Source organism: Pseudomonas sp. CCI4.2, from assembly GCF_034350045.1.
Taxonomy (GTDB): domain Bacteria; phylum Pseudomonadota; class Gammaproteobacteria; order Pseudomonadales; family Pseudomonadaceae; genus Aquipseudomonas.
In genome coordinates, this window is record NZ_CP133781.1 from 1,916,868 (window position 1) to 1,938,397 (window position 21,530).

Annotated in this window: 18 protein-coding genes, 6 tRNA genes and 3 rRNA genes; 19 read left to right on the forward strand and 8 right to left on the reverse strand. The window is 53.2% G+C overall.

Features of this window, described 5'->3' with window-relative positions:
• The first annotated feature begins 106 nt into the window (after positions 1 to 106).
• Positions 107 to 529 (forward strand): OsmC family protein, encoded by a 423-nt coding sequence (locus RHM65_RS08550; protein WP_322166357.1) that lies wholly within the window; start codon positions 107 to 109, stop codon positions 527 to 529.
• Positions 530 to 768: 239 nt separating this feature from the next.
• The gene (speD, locus tag RHM65_RS08555) at positions 769 to 1,566 is read left to right on the forward strand and encodes an adenosylmethionine decarboxylase (RefSeq protein ID WP_322166356.1); all 798 of its coding nucleotides are present in this window, start codon (positions 769 to 771) and stop codon (positions 1,564 to 1,566) included.
• 67 nt (positions 1,567 to 1,633) lie between these two features.
• Here speD and coq7 read toward each other — a convergent pair whose 3' ends face one another.
• The 6 genes from coq7 to hemJ all read right to left on the reverse strand — a co-directional run bounded on the left by coq7 (position 1,634) and on the right by hemJ (position 6,060).
• Positions 1,634 to 2,281 (reverse strand): 2-polyprenyl-3-methyl-6-methoxy-1,4-benzoquinone monooxygenase, encoded by a 648-nt coding sequence (gene coq7, locus RHM65_RS08560; protein WP_322166355.1) that lies wholly within the window; start codon positions 2,279 to 2,281, stop codon positions 1,634 to 1,636.
• Positions 2,282 to 2,406: 125 nt separating this feature from the next.
• Positions 2,407 to 2,745 (reverse strand): histidine triad nucleotide-binding protein, encoded by a 339-nt coding sequence (locus tag RHM65_RS08565; protein WP_322166354.1) that lies wholly within the window; start codon positions 2,743 to 2,745, stop codon positions 2,407 to 2,409.
• A 64-nt stretch (positions 2,746 to 2,809) separates the two neighbouring features.
• Positions 2,810 to 3,598, reverse strand: coding sequence for an SDR family oxidoreductase (locus RHM65_RS08570; RefSeq protein WP_322166353.1), 789 nt, complete (start codon positions 3,596 to 3,598; stop codon positions 2,810 to 2,812).
• Positions 3,599 to 3,659: 61 nt separating this feature from the next.
• Positions 3,660 to 4,565 (reverse strand): DUF805 domain-containing protein, encoded by a 906-nt coding sequence (locus RHM65_RS08575; RefSeq protein ID WP_322166352.1) that lies wholly within the window; start codon positions 4,563 to 4,565, stop codon positions 3,660 to 3,662.
• 70 nt (positions 4,566 to 4,635) lie between these two features.
• Positions 4,636 to 5,604 (reverse strand): nitronate monooxygenase family protein, encoded by a 969-nt coding sequence (locus RHM65_RS08580; protein WP_322166351.1) that lies wholly within the window; start codon positions 5,602 to 5,604, stop codon positions 4,636 to 4,638.
• A 27-nt stretch (positions 5,605 to 5,631) separates the two neighbouring features.
• Positions 5,632 to 6,060 (reverse strand): protoporphyrinogen oxidase HemJ, encoded by a 429-nt coding sequence (hemJ, locus tag RHM65_RS08585; protein ID WP_322171188.1) that lies wholly within the window; start codon positions 6,058 to 6,060, stop codon positions 5,632 to 5,634.
• Positions 6,061 to 6,197: 137 nt separating this feature from the next.
• Between hemJ and argC the strand changes: the two genes are divergently transcribed.
• Positions 6,198 to 7,232, forward strand: coding sequence for an N-acetyl-gamma-glutamyl-phosphate reductase (argC, locus tag RHM65_RS08590; protein ID WP_322166350.1), 1,035 nt, complete (start codon positions 6,198 to 6,200; stop codon positions 7,230 to 7,232).
• A gap of 156 nt (positions 7,233 to 7,388) precedes the next feature.
• Positions 7,389 to 7,739: an iron-sulfur cluster insertion protein ErpA gene (gene erpA, locus RHM65_RS08595; RefSeq protein ID WP_322166349.1), complete on the forward strand. Its 351-nt coding sequence runs from the start codon at positions 7,389 to 7,391 to the stop codon at positions 7,737 to 7,739.
• Positions 7,740 to 7,809: 70 nt separating this feature from the next.
• On the opposite strand, the gene RHM65_RS08600 is transcribed toward erpA, so the two are convergent.
• Both RHM65_RS08600 and RHM65_RS08605 read right to left on the reverse strand, forming a co-directional pair.
• Entirely contained in the window at positions 7,810 to 8,913 is a 1,104-nt protein-coding gene (locus RHM65_RS08600) for an anhydro-N-acetylmuramic acid kinase (protein WP_322166348.1), read from the reverse strand.
• Between the two features lie 3 nt (positions 8,914 to 8,916).
• Positions 8,917 to 10,335, reverse strand: coding sequence for a peptidoglycan DD-metalloendopeptidase family protein (locus RHM65_RS08605; protein ID WP_322166347.1), 1,419 nt, complete (start codon positions 10,333 to 10,335; stop codon positions 8,917 to 8,919).
• Positions 10,336 to 10,546: 211 nt separating this feature from the next.
• Here RHM65_RS08605 and tyrS point away from each other — a divergent pair, with 211 nt between their 5' ends.
• The 15 genes from tyrS to nusG all read left to right on the forward strand — a co-directional run bounded on the left by tyrS (position 10,547) and on the right by nusG (position 21,522).
• On the forward strand, positions 10,547 to 11,746 hold the full coding sequence (gene tyrS, locus RHM65_RS08610) for a tyrosine--tRNA ligase (protein WP_322166346.1): 1,200 nt from the start codon (positions 10,547 to 10,549) through the stop codon (positions 11,744 to 11,746).
• Positions 11,747 to 12,246: 500 nt separating this feature from the next.
• Positions 12,247 to 13,785 (forward strand): 16S ribosomal RNA (locus RHM65_RS08615).
• Positions 13,786 to 13,870: 85 nt separating this feature from the next.
• Positions 13,871 to 13,947 (forward strand) — tRNA-Ile (locus RHM65_RS08620).
• A gap of 48 nt (positions 13,948 to 13,995) precedes the next feature.
• Positions 13,996 to 14,071 (forward strand) — tRNA-Ala (locus tag RHM65_RS08625).
• Between the two features lie 267 nt (positions 14,072 to 14,338).
• Positions 14,339 to 17,229, forward strand: a 23S ribosomal RNA gene (locus tag RHM65_RS08630).
• A gap of 141 nt (positions 17,230 to 17,370) precedes the next feature.
• Positions 17,371 to 17,486: ribosomal RNA gene (rrf, locus tag RHM65_RS08635) — 5S ribosomal RNA — on the forward strand.
• The 16S, 23S and 5S rRNA genes sit together here with 2 tRNA genes alongside, the layout of an rRNA operon.
• 133 nt (positions 17,487 to 17,619) lie before the next feature.
• On the forward strand, positions 17,620 to 18,579 hold the full coding sequence (birA, locus tag RHM65_RS08640) for a bifunctional biotin--[acetyl-CoA-carboxylase] ligase/biotin operon repressor BirA (protein WP_322166345.1): 960 nt from the start codon (positions 17,620 to 17,622) through the stop codon (positions 18,577 to 18,579).
• Positions 18,569 to 19,318 carry a pantothenate kinase gene (locus tag RHM65_RS08645; RefSeq protein ID WP_322184718.1) on the forward strand — a complete coding sequence of 250 codons (750 nt, stop codon included), beginning with the start codon at positions 18,569 to 18,571 and terminating at the stop codon, positions 19,316 to 19,318. Before birA ends, RHM65_RS08645 begins: the two co-directional genes overlap by 11 nt.
• A 7-nt stretch (positions 19,319 to 19,325) precedes the next feature.
• Positions 19,326 to 19,745: a hypothetical protein gene (locus RHM65_RS08650; RefSeq protein ID WP_322166343.1), complete on the forward strand. Its 420-nt coding sequence runs from the start codon at positions 19,326 to 19,328 to the stop codon at positions 19,743 to 19,745.
• A gap of 142 nt (positions 19,746 to 19,887) precedes the next feature.
• Positions 19,888 to 19,972 (forward strand) — tRNA-Tyr (locus tag RHM65_RS08655).
• A gap of 25 nt (positions 19,973 to 19,997) precedes the next feature.
• Positions 19,998 to 20,071 (forward strand) — tRNA-Gly (locus RHM65_RS08660).
• Positions 20,072 to 20,095: 24 nt separating this feature from the next.
• Positions 20,096 to 20,171 (forward strand) — tRNA-Thr (locus RHM65_RS08665).
• 317 nt (positions 20,172 to 20,488) lie between these two features.
• A tRNA-Trp gene (locus RHM65_RS08670) sits at positions 20,489 to 20,564 on the forward strand.
• 46 nt (positions 20,565 to 20,610) lie between these two features.
• Positions 20,611 to 20,979: a preprotein translocase subunit SecE gene (gene secE / locus RHM65_RS08675; protein WP_322166342.1), complete on the forward strand. Its 369-nt coding sequence runs from the start codon at positions 20,611 to 20,613 to the stop codon at positions 20,977 to 20,979.
• Between the two features lie 9 nt (positions 20,980 to 20,988).
• The gene (nusG, locus tag RHM65_RS08680; protein WP_219062798.1) at positions 20,989 to 21,522 is read left to right on the forward strand and encodes a transcription termination/antitermination protein NusG; all 534 of its coding nucleotides are present in this window, start codon (positions 20,989 to 20,991) and stop codon (positions 21,520 to 21,522) included.
• Positions 21,523 to 21,530: the final 8 nt, after the last annotated feature.

Below are 21,530 nucleotides of genomic sequence, written 5' to 3' on the forward strand. Positions count from 1 at the left end.
GAAATTTCCTACGTCGTTATTTGGATTTGGCATTTAGCGCTAGATCCAGCGAAAGGGTGGCCCTGTGCTAAGCTGGCGACCCTTTTTTAACAGTGGAGTCTTGGTGATGAAGGCACGCATCCAATGGGCTGGCGAAGCCATGTTCCTCGGTGAATCCGGCAGCGGTCATGTGGTGGTGATGGACGGCGCGCCTGAGAGCGGCGGTCGTAACCTAGGCGCTCGGCCCATGGAAATGGTGCTGATCGGCCTGGGTGGCTGCAGCAATTTTGACGTGGTCAGCATCCTGAAGAAGTCGCGTCAGGCGATCGAAAGCTGCGAAGCTTTTCTTGAAGCCGAGCGCGCCAGCGAAGACCCAAAGGTGTTTACCAAGATTCATCTGCATTTCGTGGTCAAGGGCCGCGGTTTGAAAGAAGCCCAAGTTAAGCGGGCCATCGAGTTGTCGGCTGAGAAATATTGCTCGGCGTCGATCATGCTTGGTAACGCTGGCGTCGAGATTACTCACGACTACGAAATCATCGAACTGGGCTAAACGGACACCCAAATTTCATAAAATCGGCGCAGACTCTGGCAGACGGCTTGTTACGTCTGCATAATGCGCCCCTTTTTCAGGGTAAGGCCCGTTCCATCAGGGCTGTAGATGCGCCCGAACAGACAACCAAAATCGCCACCGCGAAGAGGTGTTAACCGTCCTACGCAGATGAGACGTTCTTATCTGACGGGCATGCTTGATTACGCGGCTCGACCGCACAAATAAAGAGAGTTTTATCGGTGAAAAGCAAACTCAAGCTCCACGGGTTCAATAACCTGACCAAGACCTTGAGCTTCAACATCTATGACATCTGCTATGCGGAAACCCCGCAGGACCAGCAGGCATACGTCGAGTACATCAATCGTGAGTACGACGCCGAACGCCTGACGCAGATTCTGACTGATGTGGTCGATATCATTGGCGCCAACATCCTCAATATCGCTCGCCAGGATTACGATCCACAAGGCGCTAGCGTGACCATTTTGATCTCCGAGCAGCCGGTGACACCTACCGACAGCCAGATCGAAGAGTCGCCGGGACCGCTGCCAAAAGAAACGATTTTGGCTCACCTCGACAAGAGCCACATCACGGTGCACACCTACCCGGAAATTCACCCGGTTGACGGCATCGCGACGTTCCGTGTCGATATCGACGTGTCGACTTGCGGGGTAATTTCACCGCTCAAAGCGCTGAACTATCTGATTCATCAATTCGACTCAGACATCGTCACCGTTGATTATCGTGTTCGCGGTTTCACCCGTGACATTGAAGGTAAGAAGCACTTCATCGATCACGAGATCAACTCGATTCAGAACTATCTTTCTGACGATACGCGTTCGGCTTATCAGCTGACGGACGTGAACGTGTACCAGGAAAATATGTTCCACACCAAGATGCTGCTCAAGAACTTCGAACTGGATAACTACTTGTTTGGGGATGCGACCAGCAACCTGTCGACTGAGCAGCGTGATCAGGTCACCGAACGGGTGAAACACGAAATGCTGGAAATTTTCTACGCTCGGAACATGCAGCCTTAAGGGCAGTCCTTCGCAGTAGATGTAAAAAGGCGCCTGTTGAGGCGCCTTTTTTATGCAGACAAAACGGTTAGACCCGATAAGTGGTTTTGGTCATGACTTTGGCAAGCACACTCATGCCGAACTTGATCGGTCGTGGGAAGCGGAATCCACCGGCCTCCAGCGCGCTTTGGGCGTGATGTTCTTCATCGTTGCGCATTTGCTCAAGAATGGCTCGGGATTTTTCGTCCTCGGCAGGCAATTGCGTCAAATGGTCATTCAGATGCTTACAGACTTGATCTTCGGTGGCGGCTACAAACCCGAGGCTGACTTTGTCACTGATCAGACCGGCCAATGCACCGATGCCAAACGACAGCCCGTAAAACACCGGGTTGAGAATGCTGGTGTGGCTGCCCAACTGGTGAATGCGTTGTTCGCACCACACCAAGTGGTCAATTTCTTCTTCTGCGGCGTGCTCCATGGCCGCACGCACTTTCGGCAACTTGGCGGTGAGCGCCTGGCCTTGGTACAGCGCCTGCGCACAGACTTCGCCGGTGTGGTTAATGCGCATCAGGCCCGCGACGTGCCGGGTGTCGGTGTCGTTCATCTTCACATCAGGCTGAACGATGGCGGGAGAAGGACGATACGGTTGAGCGCTGAAAGGCAGCAACGTACGCATTGCGGCATCGGCTTGTAACAGAAGACGGTCAACAGGCGAGTAGTGACGTTCGGTAGCCATGGGCACCTCCGGGTAAATCCACGGCAGCCAGTTTACCCGAATCGATCAGGCGCGGCTTGAGCTGGATCAGGCCGCCAGGGTCTGGGATTGTGACGCCGGCGAGCCTAAGTCATTGAAAAGCTGAATTAGCCCGGTGGCCAGTGCATCTGGCGCTGACCCAGTACGTGCATGTGAATGTGATAAACGGTCTGTCCGCCCAGCTCATTGCAATTCATCGTCACCCGGAAGCCGTCTTCGCAACCCAGCTCTTTAGCCAAGCGTTGAGCGGTGAACAAGATATGGCCTAGCAGGCCTTTATCTTCTTCGGTCACGTCGTTCAGCGTACGAATCACTTTTTTCGGAATCACCAGAAAGTGAACCGGTGCTTGTGGGGCAATATCATGAAAGGCCAGCACTTGGTCATCTTCGTAGATGATCTTCGCCGGTATCTCTCTGTTGATGATTTTGGTGAACAGAGTCTCCACAGCTATTTCTCCGTTTGAATAAGTGAGCGAGTGTAATGACGCCGACGGATCACGCACAGTGCTATTAGCGAGGGCAGTGAGCCTTGTTGAGCGCGCCGGCTATTTTTCTCGTCAGCCAGCGTGGCGTCAGGCGTGGGGTAAAGGCCAGCAGCTTGTTGCGCAAACCTGGAATAATCACTGCGCGATTTTTCGCCAGTGCGCGGACGGCATACAACGCGACCTCTTCAGGGCTCATCATCCGACTTCCATCGAAAAGCTTGCCCACCTCCATTTGTGCGGTTTGAAAAAACGCCGTACGTGTCGGACCAGGGCAGAGCACTGATATTTTTACCCCGGTGTTCTTCAGCTCCTCACGCAGTCCTTCGGAAAAGCTCAGCACGTAGGCTTTGCTCGCATGGTAACTGGTCATCCATGGACCGGGGCGAAAGGCTGCTACCGAAGCGACGTTCAGTATTTGCCCGCCGCCCTGCACGGCCATGGCGTTACCGACGCAATGGCACAGCCGGGTGAGAGCCAGAATGTTTACGTCGATCAAGTCCTGATCAACACCCCATTCTTGAGCGAGAAACGGGCCGCAGGTGCCTATCCCAGCGCAATTAACCAGCAAGTCTATCTGTCGCTCGCCGTCTTCCAGCTCCAAAAGAAACCCGGAGAGCCGCAGCGGCTCGCCCAGATCGCACGCGCGAAACAGCACTTCCACCCCGAAGCGTTGTGTCAGTTCGAGGGCGATAGTTTCCAGCTCTTCACGTCGGCGGGCGACCAAGATCAGGCTGCGACCCCGACGTGCCAGGGCTTCGGCAAGCGCCAGGCCGATACCACTGGAGGCGCCAGTAATCAGAGCGTAACGGGTCATGCAGATTCTCCAGGCAGCGCGCTCGATCCAGGCCGGTGACAGTCTTGGGCGAGTCAGCGCGTTATTTGTCTTTGTAGTCTACAGAGGGCGGTGTGCTGTCGGCGGGTTGCGCGGCATCGTTGTCATTGTCGTCGTCATAGGGCAGCGTGTTTTCGTATTCGGTGGCGGTGGTCTGCACTTCATTCTCGAACAGGCCAAGGCCACCAACAAAAAAGCCGGCTGTGCCCAGTGCGAGAATCAGCAACCAGATGCAGGCAAGAATCTTCACTGTCTTGCTGTTCGGCGGTTGTGGTGCACCGTACTCATTCGCTCCAGCGTTACCGGGGACGACCATCATCAGGATTGGAAACAGCGTACCCACGAACGGCACGATGTTGAGTAGCAATAGCCAGGCAGACCAGCCCGCGTCGTGAAGCCGCTGCGCGCCGATTTGCACACTGATGATAATAAACGCCACCACCGCGATGGTGGTTAGCAGTCCGCCGGCGATCAGCGAGCTTGTCATCAGCGCGGCGCATATCGCCGCTGCAACGCCAATCGAGACCATCAGCACAAGGGACCAGGCCAAGTAGCGCAATCGGCCGATCCGCCCTTGAACGCTGAAAACTTTCAGTTCGGAAAATCCCTCCAGGGTCGAAACAACCGGCGCCTGAGGTGGGGCATAAGGTGATGGCTCTATTTGGGGTCGGTACGATGGTGATTGATGAGTATCGTCCGACGTTGCGCTGACGGGGGATTCAACTTCGATGTGCGCTTCCACGCCCGCCTCATGCAGCGCCTCCAAGTAGCGCAGGGCCTGTTCATGGGACAGGCCGTGTTTGAGCGTGGCCGCTCGACCGCTGAATAGCTTTTCCACAATCGACGCATCACTTTTGAACAGCTCCGTCAGGTTTAACGAGGCGGTCTCTCTTTCGACACCGTTGCGTAATTGCCCGTTGAAGATGATCTTGAAGTGCGGGTCGGCCATGCTTGGCTTCCTTGTCTGGTAGTACGCCAGGTCCTTACGGTGGACGGATGGCTATTGATGGGGCAAGTGGCTAGCGCGGCCAATGCTTTGCCAGTTCGATCGACCGAGTTTGTGCGGTGCGATATTCGGCATCCAGGCGCGCAATCAGTTCATTGACGTCGGGCAGGTCGTTGATTTCACCGACCCCTTGACCCGCAGACCATACGGTTTTCCAAGCCTTCGCTTCGTCGGTTAGGGGCTTGAGTTTAGCGCCTGCACCGGTCTCGACGTTCTCTTTTAGGGCGGCAAGGTCGAAGCCGGCTCTTTCCAGGCTCTGCCGCATGAAGCTGGCAGGTACCCCGGAGACTGCGGCGGTGTGCACAATATCGGCGGCTTTTGAGGCCATCAACATTTCTTTGTAGGCATCAGGCGCATGGCTTTCGCGGGTGGCGATAAAGCGTGTGCCGAAGTAGGCAAGGTCGGCGCCGAGTAATTGGGCGGCGAGTATCTCGTGGCCGTGATTAAGGCAGCCCGCCAGCAGTACTGTTCTATCGAAGAATTGGCGAATTTCAGCGATCAATGAAAATGGGCTCCAGGTGCCCGCATGCCCGCCAGCGCCTGCCGCGACGGCGATCAAACCATCAACACCAGCGTCGGCGGCTTTTTCTGCGTGACGCCGCGTTGTTACGTCGTGAAACACCAGTCCACCGTAGCCGTGCACCGCATCGACCAACTCCTTAACGGCGCCAAGACTGGTAATGATGACGGGTACTTTGTGCTCAACGCAAATGTCCAGGTCGGCCTGCAGCCGTGGATTACTGTTGTGCACGATTAGGTTGACGGCGTAGGGCGCGGCGTTATCAAGCCCTGCCAGCTCTGCATCAATTTCCTCCAGCCACGCCTTGAAGCCGCTGCTTTCTCGTTGGTTCAGCGCAGGAAAACTTCCCACGACACCATTGCGGCAGCACGCCAAGACCAGTTGCGGATTGGAAATCAGAAACATCGGTGCGACCACGACGGGTAGGCGCAAACGATGTTCAAGCAGCGTTGGCAGTGACATAAGCAGTACCCCTTATCCAGCTGTTGATTAGAAAGGCCTGACCACCACGAGTATGACGATAGCGAGCAATATCAGGACCGGGATTTCATTGAACCAGCGGTAATACACATGGCTGCGGCCATTCTCGCCCCGGGCGAAACGTTTTACTTGGGCGCCGCACACGTGGTGATAGCCGATCAACAGCACGACCAATGTGAGCTTGGCATGCATCCAGCCTTGGCTGAAGTAACCGCTTGGGTTGAGGCTGATCAACCAGATTCCGAACACCAAGGTTGCAATCATCGCTGGCCCCATGATGCCCCGGTACAGCTTGCGCTCCATGATGCAGAAGCGCTCACGGCTGACAGCGTCTTCGCTCAAGGAGTGGTAGACGAACAATCGTGGCAGGTAAAACAGCCCTGCAAACCAGCAAACGATTGAGACGATGTGGAACGCTTTAAGCCATAGATAGAGCATATTGGGTTTTTTCCAGGATTCACGGTGGCCAAATAGTAGTGGCATGAGCGGCCTTACGTCACCTTCGCGGTTGTCGCACGCGCTCAACGCCCATATCATCGACGGCTTTCCAGTAGGTTCGTTGAAGGGGCAGATTTATGGTCAAGGTCGGAATCGTCGGCGGCACGGGTTACACCGGGGTCGAGCTGCTGCGTCTGTTGGCACAGCATCCACAAGCCGAGGTGGTGGTTATCACTTCTCGCTCTGAGGCGGGGTTGCCTGTAGCCGACCTGTACCCGAACCTGCGAGGCCATTATGACGGTTTGACCTTCAGTGTTCCGGATGTTGAAACGTTGGGCGCCTGCGATGTTGTATTTTTCTCGACACCGCACGGCGTGGCTCATGCACTGGCAGGCGAACTGCTGAAGGCCGGCACTAAGGTCATCGACCTCTCGGCGGATTTCCGTTTGCAGGATGCTGACGAATGGGCCAAGTGGTACGGGCAACCTCACGGCGCTCCTCAATTGCTTGAAGAAGCGGTATATGGGCTCCCAGAGGTCAATCGCGAGCGGATCAAAACCGCGCGTTTGATCGCAGTGCCCGGCTGCTATCCAACGGCGACCCAGTTGGGTTTTTTGCCGTTGCTTGAAGCGGGCCTGGCAGACAATTCCCGGTTGATCGCCGACTGTAAGTCTGGCGTGAGCGGTGCGGGTCGTGGTCTGAGCGTTGGGTCTCTGTACGCTGAGGCCAGTGAAAGCTTCAAGGCCTATGCGGTTAAGGGGCATCGTCATTTGCCAGAAATCACCCAAGGTCTGCGCAGGGCGGCTGGCGGTGATGTCGGTTTGACCTTCGTGCCGCACTTGACGCCAATGATTCGCGGCATTCACTCGACGCTTTATGCGACTGTGGTCGATAAGTCAGTTGATTTGCAGGCGCTGTTCGAAAAACGTTATGCCAACGAACCCTTTGTTGACGTGATGCCTGCGGGTAGCCATCCCGAAACCCGTAGCGTAAGAGGTGCCAATGTCTGCCGCATCGCCGTGCATCGTCCGCAGGGCGGCGACATCGTCGTGGTGTTATCGGTAATCGACAATCTCGTGAAGGGCGCTTCGGGCCAGGCTGTGCAAAACATGAACATCATGTTCGGGCTCGACGAGCGCCTCGGCCTGTCCCATGCGGGGATGTTGCCCTAAGGGCAGCTTCAAGCTTCAAGTGATGATGAAACCTCTTGCAGCTTGAGGCTTACAGTTCGCCGCTGCCCTCTTACAATAGTTGACCGATTTACTAGGGTAAGAGGATAATGCGCGTCATTACGCATTATTGCGGCACAGCGCCGGGAGATAATTAGCATGAGCGTCGAAACCTTCACGCCAACGGCATTAGAGTTCACACCCGGTGCAGCGCACAAGGTGAAGACTTTGGTCGATGAAGAGGGCAATGATCGCCTTAAACTGCGCGTATTCGTAACCGGTGGTGGCTGCTCAGGTTTCCAGTATGGCTTCACGTTCGATGAAGACATCGCTGATGACGACACTATTGTTGAGCGTGACGGCGTGAGCCTGGTTGTTGATCCTATGAGCTTCCAATACTTGGCAGGCGCAGAAGTGGACTATCAGGAAGGCTTGGAAGGATCCCGCTTTGTGATTAAAAACCCGAATGCTTCCACCACTTGCGGTTGCGGCTCGTCATTTTCGGTCTGATTTATCGATGGGTAGCAGGGTTTGTAATTTAAGATGCGCCGCACTGACGTGCGGCGTTTTGCTGTGTGCGTCAGGCTGGGTAAATGGCGCCGAGTACGCGCAAGCCCCGGGCACCCGTCACTGTCGGACGGTTGGCGGGTACGCCTTCTAGGCAGCAATGCGCCAGCCAGGCAAACGCCATGGCCTCGACCCAATCTGGATCCACGCCATACAGCGCGGTGCTGCTGACTTTGGTATTGGGCAACAATGCAGCAAGTCTCGCCATCAGGGTGGCGTTATGCGCGCCACCCCCGCAAATCAACAACTCGTCAGTAACGGCTTGAGCGATCTGTAGCGATTGAGTAATCGTCAATGCGGTCAGTTCGGTCAACGTTGCTTGAATGTTTTCTGGCGGGAAGCTTGGCAGTTGAAACAAGTGGTGTTGCAACCAGCTGAGGTTGAAAACCTCGCGGCCCGTACTTTTTGGACCTTGGGTTAAAAAGAAAGGGTCGCTGAGCAGCGATTGCAGCAATGCAGGTTCAACCTGTCCGCTCGCGGCCCATGCACCGTCCTGATCGTAATTCAGGCCGCGCTGCGTCTGTATCCACGCATCGATCAAGACGTTACCCGGACCACAATCGAAGCCAGCAACTGGTCTGTCAGGTTCGATCAGACTCAGGTTACTAAAGCCGCCGATGTTGAGTACGGCTCTATGGTCTTGCGGCGTGCCGAGGGGTTTATCGAACAGCGCTTCGTGAAACGCAGGGACCAGCGGTGCCCCCTGTCCGCCGGCGGCGACATCCCGGCGACGAAAGTCACTGACCACAGTGATTTCAGTCAGTTCGGCGAGCAGTGCAGGGTTACCAATCTGAATAGTGAAGCCGCGAGCGGGCTCATGTCGGATGGTCTGGCCATGACTTCCAATAGCGCGAATCTCTCCAGGAGAACGCTGCTCTTGTTCGAGTAGGGTCAGAACACCCTGGGCGGCCAAGCGTACCCATTTTTGCTCGGCGATCGCTGCGCGGGCGAGTTCGTCTGTGCTACTGGCGCACAAACTTAGAAGCTCAGCGCGCAGGTCTTCCGGCATGGGGATGTAGTGAGTTGCCAATAACGTTGGGCGGTCACCTTGCTCAATAAGAGCGATATCCAACCCATCGAGGCTGGTTCCAGACATCACACCTATATATAGCGCCATTTTTTATCTCTTGCTGGAGGCCAGCATGGTGGCCTTTTCCTGGTCCATACGCGCCATCAATGGCTGACTTTGCTGCAGGAAACGTTGTTTTTCAGCTTTAGCAATCGGATCGGCCATCGGCAGTTTCTGACCTAGCGGGTCGACGTGAACCCCGTTGACCTGAAACTCGTAATGCAAGTGTGGTCCAGTCGATAAGCCGGTGGTACCAATATAGCCAATTATCTGACCTTGCTTGACGTTAGCACCGGCCTGTATGCCTTTGGCAAATCCCTGCATATGACCGTAAAGCGTTCGGTAAGTCTCGCCATGTTGAAGGATTACCGTATTACCGTAACCGCCCTTTCGTCCGGCCAGCAAAACTTTTCCATCACCGGTCGCCTTGATTGGCGTACCACGGGGAGCGGCGTAGTCGACGCCTTGGTGCGCGCGAATCTTGTTCAAAATAGGGTGCTTGCGACCCATGGAGAACAACGAGCTAATCCGTGCGAAATCCACCGGAGTGCGGATAAATGCTTTCCGCATGCTGTTGCCTTCAGCCGTGTAGTAATTGGTGTTGCCTTGTTTATTGGTGTACCGGATCGCGGTGTAGCTTTTTCCACGGTTGGTGAATCGTGCGGAAACGATATTGCCGTTACCGACGGTCTTGCCATTTACAACTTTCTGTTCATAGATCACATCAAACTCATCACCTTGGCGAATATCTTGGGCGAAGTCGATGTCGTAGCCAAAAACGCTGGCCATGTCCATGGTCATGCTATGGGATAAGCCGGCGCGTTGAGCGGAAAGGGACAGAGAGCTGTTGATGACGCCGTGCGCATAGGCTGTGCGTACAGTGGGTTTGGTAATTTCGCGACTGAATGAATAGCCTTTATCGGTCTTGGCCAGGCTGATGCTTTCTAGGTCACTGACCTTGCTGTGCAGTTGTTCGAGCTGGCCGTCCGGGCTCAATTCAAATTGCAATATTTGGCCGCGCTTCAGTTGGCTGAATTGCTTGGCTTGTTTGTCGCTGGCCAGTACTTCATGCACCGCGCCAGCAGGGAGCCCGACCCTTTCGAAAAGCGTCGATAGAGTGTCGCCCTTGGAGACGATAACTTCTTTGTGACCTGGATTCTTGGCGACGGAGAGGCGAGTGGTTTGCGCCGCTTCAGCATTTTCTTGAGGGTCGTTGGCGCTGTTTTCTATCTGGGCGAATGGTGACGCGCTAGGTTCAGGTGTGGCTTGGAGCGGATCTTGAGCGTCTTGTTGTTCTGTCAGTTGGTCTGCAGACGTTTCGAGGTCGTGGTTTCGTGTGGTTTTTTTGGCTTCAACGTCGCTTGACGGGAAGACCAGAAGCGCCAAGCTAAGCAGTGCGGCGATACCGCTGGCAGCAAGCAGGTGGCTCTTCGGATAAAGCGGGGGCGCTTTAGGCGTTGTATTAATCATAGGTAATTTTGACTTTGAAAAGATGAATTGGAAAAGATGAATGACATGATGAAGATGAAATAACTGTATAAAATATAACCAAATCGTATCCGAAGCAACCCTGCGAATGTATCAATGCCCTATTCGTCAACCTTCGCTGGGCAAAACTTGTAATTGAACACTGATCTTGTATGGTTGGTGCCCATTTGAAATGAGCCATAACGGGGCTGTCATGAAATCGGTTGAAGAGCAGCTAGCGCTGATCAAGCGCGGTGCAGATGAACTCCTGGTCGAGTCAGAACTGGTCGAAAAGCTTAAGCGTGGTCAGCCACTGCGAATCAAGGCAGGGTTCGATCCTACGGCACCTGATCTGCACTTGGGTCATACCGTGCTTATTAATAAGCTGCGCCAGTTTCAGGAGTTGGGTCATCAGGTTATTTTCCTGATTGGTGACTTCACCGGGATGATTGGCGATCCGAGCGGCAAAAGCGCAACGCGTCCTCCGCTGACGCGGGAGCAAGTGTTGTCCAACGCTGAGACCTATAAAACCCAAGTCTTCAAAATTCTTGATCCGGCAAAGACCGAGGTGGCATTTAACTCCACCTGGATGGATCAAATGAGTTCTGCCGATTTCATCCGCCTATCTTCCCAGTACACCGTGGCGCGGATGCTTGAGCGGGATGACTTCCATAAGCGTTATTCGACTAATCAGCCCATTGCTATCCATGAGTTCATGTATCCGCTGGTGCAGGGGTATGACTCCGTAGCGTTGCGTGCCGATGTCGAGCTGGGCGGTACCGATCAGAAATTCAATCTGCTGATGGGGCGCGAGCTGCAGCGCGCCTACGGTCAAGAAGCGCAATGCATTCTGACCATGCCTTTATTGGAAGGGCTGGACGGCGTGAAGAAGATGTCCAAGTCCCTGGGTAACTATGTTGGGATCCAAGAAGCGCCGGGCATCATGTATAGCAAGCTGGTCTCCATTCCTGATGCGCTGATGTGGCGCTACTTTGAATTGTTGAGCTTCCTTTCTATGGAAGAGATCAATGGCTTTAAGGCGGACGTTGAAGCAGGCTCCAATCCTCGCGACATTAAAATCAAGCTGGCCGAAGAGATCGTTGCGCGTTTCCATGGAGAGGAGGCGGCCGCCTCTGCTCATCGCTCCGCGGGTAACCGCATGAAGGACGGAGAGCTTCCTAATGACTTGCCCGCGATCGGCATCGCCGGTTCGGAAGACATGCCCATTGCTGCTGTTCTTAATAAGGCAGGGTTAGTCAAGAACTCGGCAGTCGCGCGGGATCTTCTGGCTTCTGGCGGGGTGCGTATAGATGGTGAGGTTGTGGATCGCGGGTTCGTCTTCAAACTGGGTGCGACCCACGTTTGTCAGGCAGGGAAGAAGTCTTTCGGGCGAATTACGCTTAATTTGGAATAAGCTGCGATTAAGTCTTGACGTAACTTTTCCTGGGCCTATAATTCGCACCTCTTCCGGAGCAGATGAAACGGAAACTCCTTGGTAATCAATGAGTTAGCCAGATTTGTCAGCGAGGAAGAGGCTTCGGTCGCGGTGATCGGAAGCGGTGAAAAAAGGCAGTTGACAGCGAGTTGAAACGCTGTAGAATTCGCCTCCCGCTGACGAGAGACGCGAAGTTGATCGAAGCGCAAGTGGTTGAAGTTGCAAAGGAAACTTTGAAACGTGTTTGAAATAACCGCTTGACAGTAACTGGCGCTGCTGTAGAATGCGCGCCTCGGTTGAGACGAAAGAATCAACCCACCGCTCTTTAACAATTGAATCAAGCAATTCGTGTGGGTGCTTGTGCCGTAAGACTGAAGTCAACTGATTATCAGCAGTCACCAGTTACTCCGCGAGAAATCAAAGAATAACCAACGATTGCTGAGCTAAATTTAGGGTTTTTTAAAAACCCAAAGATGTTTGAACTGAAGAGTTTGATCATGGCTCAGATTGAACGCTGGCGGCAGGCCTAACACATGCAAGTCGAGCGGCAGCACGGGTACTTGTACCTGGTGGCGAGCGGCGGACGGGTGAGTAATACCTAGGAATCTGCCTGGTAGTGGGGGATAACGTTCGGAAACGGACGCTAATACCGCATACGTCCTACGGGAGAAAGCAGGGGACCTTCGGGCCTTGCGCTATCAGATGAGCCTAGGTCGGATTAGCTAGTTGGTGAGGTAATGGCTCACCAAGGCGACGATCCGTAACTGGTCTGAGAGGATGATCAGTCACACTGGAACTGAGACACGGTCCAGACTCCTACGGGAGGCAGCAGTGGGGAATATTGGACAATGGGCGAAAGCCTGATCCAGCCATGCCGCGTGTGTGAAGAAGGTCTTCGGATTGTAAAGCACTTTAAGTTGGGAGGAAGGGCAGTTACTTAATACGTGATTGTCTTGACGTTACCGACAGAATAAGCACCGGCTAACTCTGTGCCAGCAGCCGCGGTAATACAGAGGGTGCAAGCGTTAATCGGAATTACTGGGCGTAAAGCGCGCGTAGGTGGTTCGTTAAGTTGGATGTGAAATCCCCGGGCTCAACCTGGGAACTGCATTCAAAACTGACGGGCTAGAGTATGGTAGAGGGTGGTGGAATTTCCTGTGTAGCGGTGAAATGCGTAGATATAGGAAGGAACACCAGTGGCGAAGGCGACCACCTGGACTGATACTGACACTGAGGTGCGAAAGCGTGGGGAGCAAACAGGATTAGATACCCTGGTAGTCCACGCCGTAAACGATGTCAACTAGCCGTTGGGAGCCTTGAGCTCTTAGTGGCGCAGCTAACGCATTAAGTTGACCGCCTGGGGAGTACGGCCGCAAGGTTAAAACTCAAATGAATTGACGGGGGCCCGCACAAGCGGTGGAGCATGTGGTTTAATTCGAAGCAACGCGAAGAACCTTACCAGGCCTTGACATCCAATGAACCTGCCAGAGATGGCGGGGTGCCTTCGGGAGCATTGAGACAGGTGCTGCATGGCTGTCGTCAGCTCGTGTCGTGAGATGTTGGGTTAAGTCCCGTAACGAGCGCAACCCTTGTCCTTAGTTACCAGCACGTTAAGGTGGGCACTCTAAGGAGACTGCCGGTGACAAACCGGAGGAAGGTGGGGATGACGTCAAGTCATCATGGCCCTTACGGCCTGGGCTACACACGTGCTACAATGGTCGGTACAGAGGGTCGCCAAGCCGCGAGGTGGAGCTAATCCCAGAAAACCGATCGTAGTCCGGATCGCAGTCTGCAACTCGACTGCGTGAAGTCGGAATCGCTAGTAATCGCGAATCAGAATGTCGCGGTGAATACGTTCCCGGGCCTTGTACACACCGCCCGTCACACCATGGGAGTGGGTTGCACCAGAAGTAGCTAGTCTAACCCTCGGGAGGACGGTTACCACGGTGTGATTCATGACTGGGGTGAAGTCGTAACAAGGTAGCCGTAGGGGAACCTGCGGCTGGATCACCTCCTTAATCGAAGACTCAGCTTCTTCACAAGTTCCCACACGAATTGCTTGATTCACTGAAAAAGACGATTAGTCAGTCCGCACCCGAGATTGGGTCTGTAGCTCAGTTGGTTAGAGCGCACCCCTGATAAGGGTGAGGTCGGCAGTTCGAATCTGCCCAGACCCACCAATTTTGTGTGTTTGGTTGAGGTTGTGTAGCAAACGCCTGTAGCAATACGGGGCCATAGCTCAGCTGGGAGAGCGCCTGCCTTGCACGCAGGAGGTCAACGGTTCGATCCCGTTTGGCTCCACCACTTACGGCCGATGACGCAGCAAAGCCTAGAAATGAGCATTCCATCGCAGGGTGGTGAATGTTGATTTCTGATCTTTGATTAGAAAGTTTAATCGTTTTAATCGTTCTTTAAAAATTTGGGTATGTGATAGAAAGTTAGACCGGGCAGCGCTTTCACTGGCGGTGTCACGGGCTAAGGTAAAATTTGTGAGTTGCTCTGTCATGGAGCGAATGCGAATTTTCGGCGAATGTCGTCTTCATAGTATAACCAGATTGCTTGGGGTTATATGGTCAAGTGAAGAAGCGCATACGGTGGATGCCTTGGCAGTCAGAGGCGATGAAAGACGTGGTAGCCTGCGAAAAGCTTCGGGGAGTCGGCAAACAGACTGTGATCCGGAGATGTCTGAATGGGGGAACCCAGCTGTCATAAGACAGTTACCTTACACTGAATACATAGGTGTATGGAGCGAACCAGGGGAACTGAAACATCTAAGTACCCTGAGGAAAAGAAATCAACCGAGATTCCCTTAGTAGTGGCGAGCGAACGGGGACCAGCCCTTAAGTTGCATTGAGATTAGCGGAACACTCTGGAAAGGGTGGCCATAGTGGGTGATAGCCCTGTACGCGAAAATCCCTTTGCAATGAAATCGAGTAGGACGGGGCACGAGAAACCTTGTCTGAATATGGGGGGACCATCCTCCAAGGCTAAATACTACTGACTGACCGATAGTGAACTAGTACCGTGAGGGAAAGGCGAAAAGAACCCCGGAGAGGGGAGTGAAATAGATCCTGAAACCGTATGCGTACAAGCAGTGGGAGCCCACGTTGTTGGGTGACTGCGTACCTTTTGTATAATGGGTCAGCGACTTATTTTCAGTGGCGAGCTTAACCGAATAGGGGAGGCGTAGCGAAAGCGAGTCTTAATAGGGCGTCTAGTCGCTGGGAATAGACCCGAAACCGGGCGATCTATCCATGGGCAGGTTGAAGGTTGGGTAACACTAACTGGAGGACCGAACCGACTACCGTTGAAAAGTTAGCGGATGACCTGTGGATCGGAGTGAAAGGCTAATCAAGCTCGGAGATAGCTGGTTCTCCTCGAAAGCTATTTAGGTAGCGCCTCATGTATCACTGTAGGGGGTAGAGCACTGTTTCGGCTAGGGGATCATCCCGATTTACCAACCCGATGCAAACTCCGAATACCTACAAGTGCCGAGCATGGGAGACACACGGCGGGTGCTAACGTCCGTCGTGAAAAGGGAAACAACCCAGACCGTCAGCTAAGGTCCCAAAGTCATGGTTAAGTGGGAAACGATGTGGGAAGGCTTAGACAGCTAGGAGGTTGGCTTAGAAGCAGCCACCCTTTAAAGAAAGCGTAATAGCTCACTAGTCGAGTCGGCCTGCGCGGAAGATGTAACGGGGCTCAAACCATGCACCGAAGCTACGGGTATCACTTAGGTGATGCGGTAGAGGAGCGTTCTGTAAGCCTGTGAAGGTGAGTTGAGAAGCTTGCTGGAGGTATCAGAAGTGCGAATGCTGACATGAGTAACGATAATGGGTGTGAAAAACACCCACGCCGAAAGACCAAGGTTTCCTGCGCAACGTTAATCGACGCAGGGTTAGTCGGTCCCTAAGGCGAGGCTGAAAAGCGTAGTCGATGGAAAACAGGTTAATATTCCTGTACTTCTGGTTATTGCGATGGAGGGACGGAGAAGGCTAGGCCAGCTTGGCGTTGGTAGTCCAAGTTTAAGGTGGTAGGCTGGAATCTTAGGTAAATCCGGGATTCTAAGGCCGAGAGCTGATGACGAGTGTGCTTCGGCACATGAAGTGGTTGATGCCATGCTTCCAAGAAAAGCTTCTAAGCTTCAGGTAACCAGGAACCGTACCCCAAACCGACACAGGTGGTTGGGTAGAGAATACCAAGGCGCTTGAGAGAACTCGGGTGAAGGAACTAGGCAAAATGGCACCGTAACTTCGGGAGAAGGTGCGCCGGTGAGGGTGAAGCATTTACTGCGTAAGCCCACGCCGGTCGAAGATACCAGGCCGCTGCGACTGTTTATTAAAAACACAGCACTCTGCAAACACGAAAGTGGACGTATAGGGTGTGACGCCTGCCCGGTGCCGGAAGGTTAATTGATGGGGTTAGCTAACGCGAAGCTCTTGATCGAAGCCCCGGTAAACGGCGGCCGTAACTATAACGGTCCTAAGGTAGCGAAATTCCTTGTCGGGTAAGTTCCGACCTGCACGAATGGCGTAACGATGGCGGCGCTGTCTCCACCCGAGACTCAGTGAAATTGAAATCGCTGTGAAGATGCAGTGTATCCGCGGCTAGACGGAAAGACCCCGTGAACCTTTACTATAGCTTTGCACTGGACTTTGAATTTGCTTGTGTAGGATAGGTGGGAGGCTTTGAAGCGTGGACGCCAGTCTGCGTGGAGCCAACCTTGAAATACCACCCTGGCAACTTTGAGGTTCTAACTCAGGTCCGTTATCCGGATCGAGGACAGTGTATGGTGGGTAGTTTGACTGGGGCGGTCTCCTCCTAAAGAGTAACGGAGGAGTACGAAGGTGCGCTCAGACCGGTCGGAAATCGGTCGTAGAGTATAAAGGCAAAAGCGCGCTTGACTGCGAGACAGACACGTCGAGCAGGTACGAAAGTAGGTCTTAGTGATCCGGTGGTTCTGTATGGAAGGGCCATCGCTCAACGGATAAAAGGTACTCCGGGGATAACAGGCTGATACCGCCCAAGAGTTCATATCGACGGCGGTGTTTGGCACCTCGATGTCGGCTCATCACATCCTGGGGCTGAAGCCGGTCCCAAGGGTATGGCTGTTCGCCATTTAAAGTGGTACGCGAGCTGGGTTTAGAACGTCGTGAGACAGTTCGGTCCCTATCTGCCGTGGACGTTTGAGATTTGAGAGGGGCTGCTCCTAGTACGAGAGGACCGGAGTGGACGAACCTCTGGTGTTCCGGTTGTCACGCCAGTGGCATTGCCGGGTAGCTATGTTCGGAATAGATAACCGCTGAAAGCATCTAAGCGGGAAACTAGCCTCAAGATGAGATCTCACTGGGACCTTGAGTCCCCTGAAGGGCCGTCGAAGACTACGACGTTGATAGGTGGGGTGTGTAAGTGCTGTGAGGCATTGAGCTAACCCATACTAATTGCCCGTGAGGCTTGACCATATAACACCCAAGCAATTTGCGATGAAGCAAATTGAGGTGTGTGAAGACGACACAACCGAAAATTCGAAACCCACAGATCTATCACATCCCCATTCGCTGGCACGTGAACTCGCAGGAGGGCACGCACTGGCTACTGAATTTCTTGACGACCATAGAGCATTGGAACCACCTGATCCCATCCCGAACTCAGCAGTGAAACGATGCATCGCCGATGGTAGTGTGGGGTTTCCCCATGTGAGAGTAGGTCATCGTCAAGATTAAATTCCAGAACCCCTGATCGCTTATGCGTTCAGGGGTTTTGTTTATGCGCGAATTAAAGGCATCTTGGTTTCTATGCATTAGCTGTGTGCATAGCTATTATGCGTGCCTCAATTGTTAGGCGTTATTGGCATGCTGACGTTGTTAAAACTTCTCAAGGACGGCACCTTTCATTCGGGACAGGCCTTAGGGCTCGCGTTAGGAATTAGCCGTAGCGCCGTTTGGAAACAACTCCAGCAGCTAGAGGCTGAGCTCGGTATTGAGATTCATAAGGTGCGGGGTCGAGGGTATCGTCTTGCGACTCCAATATCACTATTGAGCCAGGATGAAATTCTAAGCTCGGGTTCTTCTCCTGGGTGGCCTGTGTACGTTTTTGACTCCATTGATTCAACCAACGCCGAGGCGATGCGTTTAATTGGTCGGGGCCAAGAGATGCCCGCTTTGGTGCTTGCCGAGCGACAAACTGCCGGCAGAGGTCGCCGTGGACGAAAATGGATAAGCCCTTTTGCTGAGAATATTTACTACAGTCTCGCTTTGAGGGTTGAGGGTGGCATGCGCCAGCTTGAAGGCTTGAGCCTGGTAGTGGGCCTGGCGGTCTTGCATGTTTTGGGTGAGATTGGAGTAAAGGATGCAGGTCTGAAATGGCCGAACGACATCCTTGTAGGCCAGCGAAAGCTGGCGGGTGTGCTATTGGAGCTAGTGGGAGACCCTGCCGATATTTGCCACGTTGTGGTTGGTGTGGGTATCAATGTAAATATGAAGGCGGCTCCTGAAGTTGACCAACTATGGACTTCCATACGTCTTGAGACCGGCGTGCTAACTGATCGAAATGAGTTAGTGGCGCACCTTAATGCCTCGCTTATGCATTATTTCAATATTCATTTGAAAGGAGGTTTCACGGCGTTGCGGGCCGAATGGGAGCAAAACCATCTTTGGCAGGGCCGTTCGGTGACGCTGTTGGCAGGCACCAACAAAATTGACGGAATAGTTTTAGGTGTTGATGCGCGCGGGGCCTTGCGGCTTCAGGTTGCGGGAGAGGAAGAGGTTTTTAGTGGTGGCGAGCTCAGTCTGAGGCTGCGGGATGATACTTGAACTCGATTGTGGAAACAGCTTCATCAAATGGCGGGTAGTTCTGCTGGATGGTGCTGGAGTAGTTGCTGGCGGGGTAGTCGATTCCGATGCTGCATTGCTGCAAGCTATTCAGGCGGTCAAAGGTTTGAGTCTGTTAGGTTGCCGGCTTGTGAGTGTTCGTACCGATGAAGAAACCGAGTATCTGATTGCGGCTTTGTCTTCCGCTTTTTCGGTAAAGATCATCAGCGCCGTTCCGACTATGCGCATGGCGGGTGTGACCAATGGCTATGAAGAATACGAGCGGTTGGGTTTAGATCGATGGCTTGCCCTGGTGGGTGCCTTTCATCTCGCGGCAGGTGCTTGTCTGGTCGTGGATTTGGGTACGGCGATAACGTCGGACTTCGTTTCACCTGATGGTCAGCACCTCGGCGGGTTTATTTGTCCCGGAGTGCCCCTAATGCGGAGTCAGCTCACAACCCATACGCGCCGCATTCGATACAGCGACGATATAGCGCATGCTGCGCTTGCGAGCTTCACCCCTGGTCGTTCAACAGCAGAGGCAGTGGAACGCGGGTGTTCGCTGATGTTGCAGGGCTTTGTGCTTACGCAATTAGATATGGCCAAAAAATATTGGGGAGAAAGGTTCTCCGTGTTTGTGACCGGTGGCGATGCGATTTTGGTTAAAGACATATTGCCCTTTGCGCGAGTAATGCCTGATTTGGTTTTCGTTGGACTGGCATTGGCTTGCCCCCTGAATTGAGGTGTCTATGCGCTGGTTATTTCTTTTATTGCTGGTGCTAAATATATTTTATTACCTCTGGCATCAGCAAGAAGCGCCTTTGCATGCCAAGGAGATAATCCCGTTTTCGCTATACAAAAGTTCTCAGCAAGACATTAAGCTTTTGAGCGAATCGGACTCTCCTGGTAAGGCAGATGAGAAATGTCTCTATCTGGGAGGCTTCACCCGTCAAGAAGATGCACGCTCAGTTGAGCAGCGTTTAACAAGTCTTGATATACAGTCGCAGCCTGTCTCTCTCGATGAGAGCTCAAGCGCCACTTATTGGCTGAAAATCTTGCCTGGCAGTCGACGTTTAATTGATGACGGTCTAATGAGCGGACTGATTCTGGATTTTAGCCAGCTAAAACAGAAAATAATGTCCTGTGAAGGCATTGCAACCGCCGGCTAGTTTGCATATGATGGCGCCCGCTCCGCAGTGTGGCATTGGTTGCGAAAGCGGTGCAGTAGAGGTCAACGGTTGTAACCTCAGGTTTTTAATGAGAAAAAGGTTGACAGAAGGGTAGTATGAGTTGAAAATGCTGCCTCGTTCAGGAGGGGTTCCCGAGCGGCCAAAGGGATCAGACTGTAAATCTGACGTCTACGACTTCGAAGGTTCGAATCCTTCCCCCTCCACCAAATTTGAGCGTAAGCAATAAGCTCTGCGGGTATAGTTTAGTGGTAGAACCTCAGCCTTCCAAGCTGATGATGCGGGTTCGATTCCCGCTACCCGCTCCAAGTTTTTTGTTTGTGCAAGTGTTTGCTCTTGTAGCTCAGTTGGTAGAGCACACCCTTGGTAAGGGTGAGGTCAGCAGTTCGAATCTGCTCAAGAGCTCCATTACTAAGGCAGATATGAAAATATCTGCCTTTGTTTTGAGCGTGATACGTTCTCTCGCTTTAATTTTTGGTTTTTGCGTTGGTGGCACGGATCTGCTGGTATAGCGTTTTTCCATGCGCGTCGAAGTGCAACCTAAAGATTTCAGAGAGTGGGGCGGTTTTTACGCCGACTCGGCCGGTTACGATAGATTGCAATTTTTGTTCGAGGGTTTGTGGCGGCGGTAATTCGTCGGCGCAAGCGCTAAGCCGGAAATTGTCGAGTAAGTGGTTGAAAAACTCTCGTTGGGTCGGCATAATGGTCGGCCTAATTTTGCTTTTAGGTCAGTAGCTCAATTGGCAGAGCGACGGTCTCCAAAACCGTAGGTTGGGGGTTCGATTCCCTCCTGACCTGCCAGATTCACTCGGTGTAATCTGGCTTTCTTTTCACAGGATCCCCGTAGATGACTCCCAAGGCTGAAGCCCAAGACTCTCGCTTTGATCTGCCTAAGTGGCTGCTTGTTGTCGCGTTGGTGGTGGTTGGCGTTGTCGGCAATCAGTACTACTCAGCGGAACCGATCCTGTACCGCGTGCTCGTATTGCTTGCTATTGCTGCTGCTGCTGCGTTTGTTGGTTTGCAGACAGCCAAAGGTAAAGCTTTCTTCGTGTTGGCAAAGGAAGCTCGTACCGAGATTCGTAAAGTCGTTTGGCCTACTCGCCAAGAAACTACGCAGACCACATTGATTGTTGTGGCTGTTGTGTTGGTTATGGCGCTGCTGTTGTGGGGTTTAGATTCCCTGCTCGGTTGGCTTGTTTCCTTGATCGTCGGCTAAGGGTGTCCCGTGGCTAAGCGTTGGTACGTAGTGCATGCTTACTCGGGTTATGAGAAGCATGTCATGCGCTCTTTGTTAGAGCGTGTGAAACTGGCTGGCATGGAAGAAGGCTTCGGCGAAATTCTGGTTCCCACTGAAGAAGTGGTTGAAATGCGTAACGGCCAGAAACGCAAAAGCGAACGCAAATTCTTTCCAGGTTATGTGCTGGTTCAAATGGACATGAATGAAGGGACTTGGCACTTAGTCAAGGACACTCCTCGTGTTATGGGCTTTATCGGCGGTACTGCTGATAAGCCGGCACCGATTACAGATAAAGAAGCAGAAGCAATTCTGCGTCGTGTCGCTGATGGTAGCGACAAGCCGAAGCCTAAAACGCTGTTCGAGCCAGGTGAAGTCGTTCGAGTCACCGATGGTCCGTTCGCCGATTTTAACGGCACGGTAGAAGAAGTTAACTACGAAAAGAGCCGGATTCAAGTGGCAGTGCTCATTTTCGGTCGCTCTACCCCGGTAGAGCTTGAGTTCAGTCAGGTCGAAAAGGCATAGCTGAACGA

Coding starts and splice junctions, on each gene's coding strand:
- RHM65_RS08550 (WP_322166357.1), top strand. CDS start 107: ATGAAGGCACGCATCCAATGGGCTGGCGAAGCCATGTTCCTCGGTGAA.
- coq7 (WP_322166355.1), bottom strand. CDS start 2,281: ATGGCTACCGAACGTCACTACTCGCCTGTTGACCGTCTTCTGTTACAA.
- RHM65_RS08570 (WP_322166353.1), bottom strand. CDS start 3,598: ATGACCCGTTACGCTCTGATTACTGGCGCCTCCAGTGGTATCGGCCTG.
- RHM65_RS08575 (WP_322166352.1), bottom strand. CDS start 4,565: ATGGCCGACCCGCACTTCAAGATCATCTTCAACGGGCAATTACGCAAC.
- RHM65_RS08580 (WP_322166351.1), bottom strand. CDS start 5,604: ATGTCACTGCCAACGCTGCTTGAACATCGTTTGCGCCTACCCGTCGTG.
- hemJ (WP_322171188.1), bottom strand. CDS start 6,060: ATGCTCTATCTATGGCTTAAAGCGTTCCACATCGTCTCAATCGTTTGC.
- argC (WP_322166350.1), top strand. CDS start 6,198: ATGGTCAAGGTCGGAATCGTCGGCGGCACGGGTTACACCGGGGTCGAG.
- erpA (WP_322166349.1), top strand. CDS start 7,389: ATGAGCGTCGAAACCTTCACGCCAACGGCATTAGAGTTCACACCCGGT.
- RHM65_RS08600 (WP_322166348.1), bottom strand. CDS start 8,913: ATGGCGCTATATATAGGTGTGATGTCTGGAACCAGCCTCGATGGGTTG.
- RHM65_RS08605 (WP_322166347.1), bottom strand. CDS start 10,335: ATGATTAATACAACGCCTAAAGCGCCCCCGCTTTATCCGAAGAGCCAC.
- tyrS (WP_322166346.1), top strand. CDS start 10,547: ATGAAATCGGTTGAAGAGCAGCTAGCGCTGATCAAGCGCGGTGCAGAT.
- birA (WP_322166345.1), top strand. CDS start 17,620: ATGCTGACGTTGTTAAAACTTCTCAAGGACGGCACCTTTCATTCGGGA.
- RHM65_RS08645 (WP_322184718.1), top strand. CDS start 18,569: ATGATACTTGAACTCGATTGTGGAAACAGCTTCATCAAATGGCGGGTA.
- RHM65_RS08650 (WP_322166343.1), top strand. CDS start 19,326: ATGCGCTGGTTATTTCTTTTATTGCTGGTGCTAAATATATTTTATTAC.
- secE (WP_322166342.1), top strand. CDS start 20,611: ATGACTCCCAAGGCTGAAGCCCAAGACTCTCGCTTTGATCTGCCTAAG.